Origin of the sequence: Pseudomonas sp. NPDC087803, assembly GCF_044742995.1 — a bacterium.
In the GTDB taxonomy this organism is placed as follows: Bacteria; Pseudomonadota; Gammaproteobacteria; order Pseudomonadales; family Pseudomonadaceae; genus Aquipseudomonas.
In genome coordinates this window covers 42,066-50,652 of sequence record NZ_JBIUVO010000035.1, presented here as the reverse complement: position 1 = coordinate 50,652, position 8,587 = coordinate 42,066, and the positions used below count along the sequence as shown (strand labels likewise).

Sequence of the window (8,587 nt, the reverse complement as noted above, 5' to 3'; positions counted from 1 at the left end):
TCGCCGTCGGAGAATTTACCGACAGAGATGTCACCGAGAGGGATATGCAGCTGACGTACAACACGCCGAGCCAGATCGGGGTTAGCGTTCCCCGTAAAGACCATCATCTTGGACACGCGCAGTACCTAGAGGCTGAGGGTAACCTGGATGAGTATAGAAAATGGCAGGGGCGGCTGGATTCGAACCAACGCATGGCAGGATCAAAACCTGCTGCCTTACCGCTTGGCGACGCCCCTGTATCTGTTGCTTCAAGTGCCTGGCACTTGATTCCTTTTAGAGCAGACTTTGCAGCTTGCGATGCAACATCGAAATGTTGCTTCCTTTTGCTACAAACCCTGTAAGGGTCTCTGTCAGAAGGGCCGAGACTTTATCAGCTTCAGCTTTGCTTGGGAAGCCCCCAAACACACAACTTCCAGTTCCGGTGAGTTTTGCTTCGGTAAATTTACCTAACAAATCCAATGCGTTACGTACCTCTGGATAACGCCTTGCAACCACCGGCAAGCAGTCATTTCGACTGTTTCCCTCGGGAACGGGGCGCACTTTAATGGGCGGCGTGTTACGTGTCAACAAAGGATCGGAAAAAATTTCTGCCGTACTAACAGAGACTTGCGGCACGAGCACCAGATACCACGGTTCTTCGGGGTCGACCGGGGTCAGTTTCTCGCCCACGCCTTCGGCAAATGCCGCATGACCACGGACGAAAACCGGCACGTCAGCGCCAAGCGCCAGCCCCAGTGCCGCGAGGCGATCTTCATCCCAACCCAGTTGCCACAAGTGATTGAGGCCGAGCAGGGTGGTCGCCGCGTTGGAGCTGCCGCCACCGATGCCGCCGCCCATGGGCAGCACCTTGTCGATCCAGATGTCGATACCGAGTGTGCAGCCGGACTGTTGCTGAAGCATTTTCGCCGCGCGCACGATCAGGTTGCTGTCGTGGGGCACGCCGGCGAATTCGGTGTGCAGCTGAATCACGCCGTCATCGCGTACGGCGAAGGTGATTTCATCGCCGTAGTCGACAAACTGAAACAGCGTCTGCAGTTCGTGGTAACCGTCTGCACGGCGCCCGAGAATGTGCAGCATCAGATTGAGCTTGGCCGGCGACGGCAGCGTCAGGCGTGGAGCGGTCATGCTTTATTGCCCCAATTTACGCGGTTGCCAGGTCTTGATCACCAGCGTCACGTCCAGATCGGTGCCGTGCAGCTTGATCCGCTCGGGCAGCCAGTAACCGTTTTGCTCGGCATAGCTGAGGTATTCGACCTTCCAGCCGTCCTGTTCCAGGTTGGCCAGGCGACTGTCGTTATCGAGGGACACACGGCTTTTGCTGCTTGGCGCCGGCAGGCCACGGACCCACCAGGCCAGATTCGACACCGGCAGTTTCCAGCCGAGTTGTTCTTCGAGCAGCGCTTCCGGCGATTCGGCGTCATAGCGGCCCTGATTGGCGACTTCCAGCGAGACCTTGCCCGGACGCCCGGTCAGACGTGCCGCGCCACGACCCAGCGGGCCGGACAGGCGAATGTCGTAGTAGTCCTGACGTTGCAGCCAGAACAGCGTGCCGCTACCGGAATCTTTCGGTGCACGAATGCCGATCTTGCCGTCGATCTGCCAGCCGTCGAGGGCGCTCAGCTGTTGTTTGTTCGCGGCCCACTGAGCCGGACTGCCGTGGCCCTCGACTGATTCGCGAGCGCCGAAGCCCGCGCAACCGGCGAGCAGGGCGATGAAGCTGAAAACAATTACGTGGCGCAAAAACATGAGTTAAAGAGTCTCGGATCCGGTCAGGCGCTTGATGGTGCTGCGCAGGATGGTGCTGTCAGGCTGATCTTTGAGGTACTTGCCCCAGATTTGCTTGGCCTCGCGCTGGTTGCCCTTGACCCACAGGACTTCGCCCAGGTGCGCGGCGACTTCGTGGTCCGGGAAACGCTCGAGAGCCTGACGCAGATATTTCTCGGCGTCTTCAAGATTGCCCATGCGGAAATTCACCCAGCCGAGGCTGTCGAGTACCGCCGGGTCTTCCGGATTGATCTGATGCGCCTGCTCGATCAGCGCCTTGGCTTCAGCGTAGCGGGTGGTGCGATCGGACAGGGTGTAGCCCAGCGCATTGAGCGCCATGGCGTTGTCCGGGTCGCGCTTGATGATCAGGCGCAGGTCTTTTTCCATCTGTGCCAGATCATTGCGTTTTTCCGCCTGCATCGCTCGGGTATAAAGCAGATTCAGATCGTCCGGGTATTGCTGCAAGGCTTTGTCCAGCGTCTTCCACGCCTTGTCGTCCTGTTTGTTGGCCGACAGGGTTTCCGCCTCGATCAGGTACAACTGGATCGCGTAATCCGGCTGCGCGTCGCGCTCGGCGGCCAGTTTGCTCTGGGCTTCGGCGGTCTTGCCGTTGTTCATCAGAATATCGGCCTGACGCAGTTGCGCCGGCAGATAGTCGTTGCCCGGGCCGACCTGGGCGTATTCGATCAGCGCGCCTTGCGGGTCATTGCGCTCTTCCGCGATGCGGCCGAGGTTCAGATGCGCCGAGTCGACGTGGCTTTCACGGGCGATCAGGTCTTCCAGATAACCCTTGGCCTCGTCCCAGGCCTTGGCTTCCAGGCATACCAGCGCCAGCGAGTAACGCAGTTCATCGTCTTCGGGGTATTGCTGAACCAGCGTGGAGAACTCGACTTTGGCGTCGTCCATCCGGTCCTGTTCGACCAGCGTGCGCGCATAAGTCAGGCGCAGGCGCTTGTCATCCGGGTATTTCTTGATGCTTTTCTGCAACAGCGGCAGGGCTTCGTCGCCACGGTTCATGGTTTGCAGCAGACGCGCACGCAGCAGGATCGGAGCAATTTCGCCTTCTTCCGGCGGGTTGTCTTCGAGCAGGGTCAGGGCGGCTTTATTGTCGCCGTCCTGTTGCAGGAGCAGGGCCTTGCCGAAAATCAGCTGGCTGTTCTTCGGGTGACGCTGCAGCAGACGGTCGAAACTCTTCATCAAACCATTGCGGGTTTCCTGATCGGTATCGGCCGCCGACAGGGCGAGGAAGTCGAAATGGGTGTCGCCTTTGCCTTGCAGGACTTTCTCCATGTAGACCATGGAGTCGTCGTACCGCCCGGCGCGGGCCAGTTGCACGGCGGCGGCGCGTTGCGCTTCGAGATCGTCCGGGGCGTTTTTTGCCCAGATCAGTGCGGTATCCAGCGCAGGCTGGTCGGCACCGAGGTATTCGGCGATGCGGAACGCGCGCTCGGAAACCCCCGGATCCTGGGTATTGATCGCTTGGGTCACGTAGTTGTCCAGGGCAATGTCGAAACGATTGCGCTGGCCGGCGAGTTCGGCGCTCAACAGGCTGAAAACGGTTTCCTCGCTGAACGAGCTGTAAACCTTGGGCTTTTCAGGTGTGGACGCGGTGTCTTCAACCGGCGGGGTACCGTCCGGCGAAACGGGTGCCATGGCCTGGCAGCCGCTGAGGAAGACAAAAGCAAGGAGCAACGCGGAAGATCTATTCATATAGGAAGAGGACGACTAACCTGCGGTCGGATCATCATGACACAAGCCTTCGGTCAAACATAACCGCTCAGGCAATTTACGCTCATACTGTAGGAGCTGCCGCAGGCTGCGATCTTTTGATCCTGTTTTTTCAGCCAGAAGCAAAATCAAAAGATCGCAGCCTGCGGCAGCTCCTACGGGGGTTGTGTGTACATGAACGAGAATGGATCGCAGCACGATGTGGATACAATAAGGGTGATAGATATCCAATAGTTGTTCTGAATCTGGCGAAGTAGGACAATTGCCGGCTTCACGTCACCATCAGCGACCTTGAATGGCCTTCCTTGCACTCGGTATTAACCACAAGACTGCTTCAGTAGACGTCCGCGAGCGCGTGGCCTTTACCCCTGAGCAGCTGGTTGAGGCCTTGCAGCAGCTCTGCCGACTCACCGACAGCCGCGAAGCTGCGATCCTCTCCACCTGCAATCGCAGTGAGCTTTATATAGAACAGGATCAGGTTTCCGCTGATCTGGTTCTGCGCTGGCTGGCCGATTATCACCATTTGAGCCTTGATGAGCTGCGCGCGAGTGCTTATGTGCATGAAGATGATGCGGCAGTTCGTCACATGATGCGCGTCGCTTCCGGGCTCGACTCGCTGGTGCTGGGCGAACCGCAGATTCTCGGCCAGATGAAATCGGCCTACGCCGTGGCGCGTGAGGCCGGGACCATCGGCCCGCTGCTGGGGCGGCTGTTTCAAGCGACGTTCAATGCCGCCAAGCAAGTGCGTACCGATACCGCCATTGGCGAAAACCCGGTGTCCGTGGCGTTTGCCGCGGTCAGCCTGGCCAAACAAATTTTCAGCGACCTGCAACGCAGTCAGGCCCTGTTGATCGGCGCCGGCGAGACCATCACCCTGGTCGCCCGCCATTTGCATGAGCTGGGGGTCAAGCGCATCGTGGTCGCCAACCGTACGCTGGAGCGCGCCAGTCTGCTGGCCGAGCAGTTCGGTGCGCACGCGGTGTTGCTCTCGGACATTCCGGCGGAGCTGGTGCGCAGCGATATCGTGATCAGCTCGACTGCCAGCCAGTTGCCGATTCTCGGCAAGGGCGCGGTGGAAAGCGCGCTGAAACAGCGCAAGCACAAGCCGATCTTCATGGTCGACATTGCCGTACCGCGCGACATCGAGCCGGAAGTCGGCGAACTCGACGACGTTTATCTGTACAGCGTCGACGACCTGCACGAAGTGGTCGCCGAAAACCTCAAGAGTCGTCAGGGCGCAGCCCAGGCGGCGGAAGAGATGGTCTCGGTCGGCGCCGACGATTTCATGGTGCGCCTGCGCGAGCTGGCGGCGGTCGATGTGCTCAAGGCCTATCGGCAACAGAGTGAACGCCTGCGTGACGAGGAGCTGCAAAAAGCCCTGCGTCTGCTGGCCAACGGCGGCAACGCCGAAGAGGTGCTCGGGCAACTGGCCCGTGGCCTGACTAATAAACTGCTGCATGCGCCCAGCGTGCAGCTGAAAAAGCTTTCTGCCGAAGGCCGCCTCGATGCGCTGGCCATGGCCCAGGAACTCTTTGCCCTCGAGGGCTCACCGGATAGTTTTTCGGATAAAAAACCGCAATGAAAGCGTCACTGCTCAACAAGCTGGACATCCTCCAGGACCGTTTCGAGGAACTGACCGCGCTGCTTGGCGACGCCGAAGTCATTTCCGATCAGGCCAAATTCCGCGCCTATTCCAAGGAGTACGCGGAAGTCGAGCCGGTCGTCGCCGCTTATAAAAAGCTGCTCGGCGTACAAAATGATCTGGAGAGTGCCCAGGCGCTGCTCAAGGACAACGACCCGGACATGCGCGAAATGGCCGTGGAAGAAGTCCGCGAAGCCAAAGAGCTGCTGATCACCCTGGAATCCGACCTGCAACGCATGTTGCTGCCAAAGGATCCGAACGACGGGCGCAACGTGTTCCTCGAAATCCGCGCCGGCACCGGTGGCGACGAGGCGGCGATCTTTTCCGGCGACCTGTTCCGCATGTACTCGCGTTACGCCGAGCGCCGTGGCTGGCGGGTGGAAATCCTCTCGGAGAACGAGGGCGAACACGGCGGCTATAAAGAAGTCATTGCCCGGGTCGAAGGCGACAATGTCTACGGCAAGCTGAAGTTCGAGTCCGGCGCACACCGCGTACAGCGCGTGCCGGCCACCGAATCCCAGGGCCGCATCCACACCTCGGCGTGCACCGTGGCGGTATTACCCGAGCCGGACGAGCAGGAAACGATCGAGATCAACCCGGCGGATCTGCGCGTCGATACTTACCGTTCCTCCGGGGCCGGTGGGCAGCACGTGAACAAGACCGACTCGGCGATCCGCATCACGCACTTGCCGACCGGCATCGTCGTCGAGTGCCAGGAAGAACGCTCCCAGCACAAGAACCGTGCGCGGGCGATGGCCTGGCTGTCGGCCAAGCTCAACGACCAGCAGACTGCCGCAGCGGCCAATGCGATTGCCAGCGAGCGCAAATTGCTCGTGGGCTCCGGCGACCGTTCCGAGCGCATTCGCACCTACAACTTTGCCCAGGGCCGAGTCACCGACCATCGTGTCAACCTGACCCTGTACTCCCTTGATGAAATTCTCGCCGGTGGCGTTGAAGCGGTGATCGAGCCTTTGCTGGCCGAATACCAGGCCGACCAGCTTGCAGCGATAGGTGAATAAATGACCATCATTGCCAGCCTGTTGCGCGCTGCCGAACTGCCGGATTCGCCCACCGCGCGTCTGGATGCCGAACTGCTTCTTGCTGCTGCACTGGGCAAGCCGCGCAGCTTCCTGCACACCTGGCCCGAGCGCATTGTGCCCAGCGAAGCGGTGCTGATTTTTACCGAGTACTTGCAGCGGCGTCGTAGCGGTGAGCCGGTGGCCTACATTCTTGGTCAGCAGGGGTTCTGGAAGCTCGATCTGGAAGTCGCACCACACACGCTGATCCCGCGTCCGGACACCGAATTGCTGGTCGAGGCCGCGCTGGAACTGCTGGCTGCGACCCCGGCGAACATTCTCGACCTGGGCACCGGCAGCGGCGCGATTGCCCTGGCCCTGGCCAGCGAGCGTCCGGCGTGGAAGGTCACCGCGGTGGATCGCGTGCTGGAAGCCGTGGCCCTCGCCGAACGCAATCGTCAGCGCTTGAACCTGAACAACGCCACGGTGCTGAGCAGTCACTGGTTCAGCGCCCTCGAAGGCCAGCGTTTCAACCTGATCATCAGCAACCCGCCGTACATCGCCGCGGCCGACCCGCATCTGGTCGAGGGCGACGTGCGTTTCGAACCGGCCAGTGCGCTGGTGGCCGGGGTCGACGGGCTCGACGATCTGCGTCTGATCGTCGCCCAGGCCCCGGAGCATCTGGAAGCCGGCGGCTGGCTGATGCTCGAACACGGCTATGATCAAGCCGAAGCCGTGCGTGATCTGTTACTGACCCGCGGTTTTGAAGAAGTCCACAGCCGCACCGATCTGGGCGGCCATCAACGGATCAGCCTGGGGCACCTGCCGTGCTGAATGATCAGGAATTGCTGCGCTACAGCCGGCAGATTCTGCTGCAACACATCGATATCGCCGGGCAACTGAAGCTCAAGGACAGCCGCGTGCTGATCGTCGGCCTCGGCGGTCTCGGTGCCCCGGTCGCGCTGTATCTGGCGGCGGCCGGTGTCGGTGAGCTGCATCTGGCGGATTTCGACACGGTCGATCTGACCAACTTGCAGCGTCAGATCATCCATGACACCGACAGCGTCGGCATGAGCAAAGTTGACTCGGCGCTCAAGCGCCTGAGCGCGATCAATCCCGAGATTCGACTGGTTCCCCACCGTCAGGCGCTGGATGAGGATTCCCTCGCCGCCGCCGTGGCCGCGGTGGATCTGGTACTCGACTGCTCCGATAACTTCTCCACCCGCGAAGCGGTCAACGCCGCGTGCGTGGCCGCGCGCAAACCCTTGGTCAGTGGCGCGGCGATTCGTCTGGAAGGGCAGTTATCGGTATTCGACCCGCGCCGCGCGGAAAGTCCGTGCTACCACTGCCTGTACGGCCACGGCAGCGAAGCCGAACTGACGTGCAGCGAAGCCGGTGTGGTGGGGCCGCTGGTGGGGCTGGTCGGCAGTCTGCAGGCGCTGGAAGCGTTGAAAGTGCTGGTCGGTTTCGGTGAGCCACTGGTGGGCCGTTTGCTGCTGATTGATGCCCTGGGTTCGCGCTTTCGTGAACTGCGGGTCAAGCGTGATCCGGGATGCAGCGTCTGTGGTTCGCAGCATGCGTGAGGCACCGATCGCGGTGTTCGATTCCGGTGTCGGCGGCTTGTCGGTATTGGCCGAGATCCAGCGTTTGCTGCCCCATGAGTCACTGCTGTACTTCGCCGACTGTGGGCACATCCCCTACGGTGAGAAAACCCCGGAGTTTATCCGCCAGCGCTGCAATGTGATGGCCGGGTTTTTCCGCAAGCAGGGTGCCAAGGCCCTGGTGATCGCCTGCAACACGGCGACGGTGGCCGCTGTCGCCGATCTGCGCCGGGATTTCCCCGAGTGGCCGATTGTTGGCATGGAGCCAGCGGTCAAACCCGCGGCTGCCGCGACTCGTAGCGGTGTGGTTGGCGTACTCGCCACCACCGGTACCTTGCAGAGTGCCAAATTCGCCGCGCTGCTCGACCGTTTCGCCACTGATGTGCGCGTCATCACTCAACCGTGTCCCGGTCTGGTGGAGCTGATTGAAAGCGGCGATCTGCACAGCGCCGAGTTGCGCACGTTGCTCCAGCATTATGTCGAGCCACTGCTGGCCAGCGGTTGCGACACGATCATTCTCGGCTGCACCCATTATCCGTTTCTCAAGCCGCTGCTTCAGTCGATGATCCCCGAGAGCATCAGTCTGATCGACACCGGTGCCGCCGTCGCGCGTCAATTGCAGCGGCTGCTGGCTGAACGCAACCTGCTTGCCGATGGCCCGAACCGTGCGGTCAGATTCTGGACCAGCGCCGATCCCGAGTCCTTTCGCAAAACCCTGCCCCTGCTGGGCCAAGTTGCCGGTGACGTTGAAAAATTCACCTTGTAAAAAAAGTGTGAAATATCTAAAAAGTCAGCTGAACTTCTGCTCAAGCGCCGATTTCTATACCGCTGGGTTT

Annotated in this window: 9 protein-coding genes and 1 tRNA gene; 5 read left to right on the top strand and 5 right to left on the bottom strand. The window is 60.6% G+C overall.

Translation table 11 applies throughout. From position 1 onward, the window contains the following. The 5 genes from ACIOUG_RS17520 to ACIOUG_RS17500 form a co-directional block, all read right to left on the bottom strand. The coding region (locus ACIOUG_RS17520) for a ribose-phosphate pyrophosphokinase-like domain-containing protein (protein ID WP_401067243.1) at positions 1-116 on the bottom strand (116 nt) is incomplete at its 3' end. A 45-nt stretch (positions 117-161) separates the two neighbouring features. Continuing rightward, positions 162-236 (bottom strand) — tRNA-Gln (locus ACIOUG_RS17515). A gap of 37 nt (positions 237-273) precedes the next feature. Next, positions 274-1,125: a 4-(cytidine 5'-diphospho)-2-C-methyl-D-erythritol kinase gene (gene ispE, locus ACIOUG_RS17510; protein WP_401067240.1), complete on the bottom strand. Its 852-nt coding sequence runs from the start codon at positions 1,123-1,125 to the stop codon at positions 274-276. A 3-nt stretch (positions 1,126-1,128) separates the two neighbouring features. Then, on the bottom strand, positions 1,129-1,746 hold the full coding sequence (gene lolB, locus ACIOUG_RS17505) for a lipoprotein insertase outer membrane protein LolB (protein ID WP_401067238.1): 618 nt from the start codon (positions 1,744-1,746) through the stop codon (positions 1,129-1,131). Between the two features lie 3 nt (positions 1,747-1,749). Continuing rightward, positions 1,750-3,474 carry a tetratricopeptide repeat protein gene (locus ACIOUG_RS17500; RefSeq protein ID WP_401067237.1) on the bottom strand — a complete coding sequence of 575 codons (1,725 nt, stop codon included), beginning with the start codon at positions 3,472-3,474 and terminating at the stop codon, positions 1,750-1,752. A gap of 313 nt (positions 3,475-3,787) precedes the next feature. Between ACIOUG_RS17500 and hemA the strand changes: the two genes are divergently transcribed. Genes hemA through murI form a run of 5 tightly spaced genes read left to right on the top strand, consistent with a single transcriptional unit; the run spans position 3,788 to position 8,517 of the window. Beyond that, a complete protein-coding gene (gene hemA / locus ACIOUG_RS17495) occupies positions 3,788-5,074 on the top strand; it encodes a glutamyl-tRNA reductase (RefSeq protein ID WP_064589169.1) in 1,287 nt (428 codons plus the stop codon). Further along, a complete protein-coding gene (gene prfA / locus ACIOUG_RS17490; protein WP_401067236.1) occupies positions 5,071-6,153 on the top strand; it encodes a peptide chain release factor 1 in 1,083 nt (360 codons plus the stop codon). The genes hemA and prfA overlap by 4 nt, the downstream gene beginning before the upstream one ends. Further along, positions 6,154-6,984: a peptide chain release factor N(5)-glutamine methyltransferase gene (gene prmC / locus ACIOUG_RS17485; protein WP_401067235.1), complete on the top strand. Its 831-nt coding sequence runs from the start codon at positions 6,154-6,156 to the stop codon at positions 6,982-6,984. Continuing rightward, positions 6,978-7,733: a molybdopterin-synthase adenylyltransferase MoeB gene (locus tag ACIOUG_RS17480; protein ID WP_401067234.1), complete on the top strand. Its 756-nt coding sequence runs from the start codon at positions 6,978-6,980 to the stop codon at positions 7,731-7,733. Before prmC ends, ACIOUG_RS17480 begins: the two co-directional genes overlap by 7 nt. Further along, on the top strand, positions 7,726-8,517 hold the full coding sequence (gene murI / locus ACIOUG_RS17475; RefSeq protein ID WP_401067233.1) for a glutamate racemase: 792 nt from the start codon (positions 7,726-7,728) through the stop codon (positions 8,515-8,517). Before ACIOUG_RS17480 ends, murI begins: the two co-directional genes overlap by 8 nt. Positions 8,518-8,587: the final 70 nt, after the last annotated feature.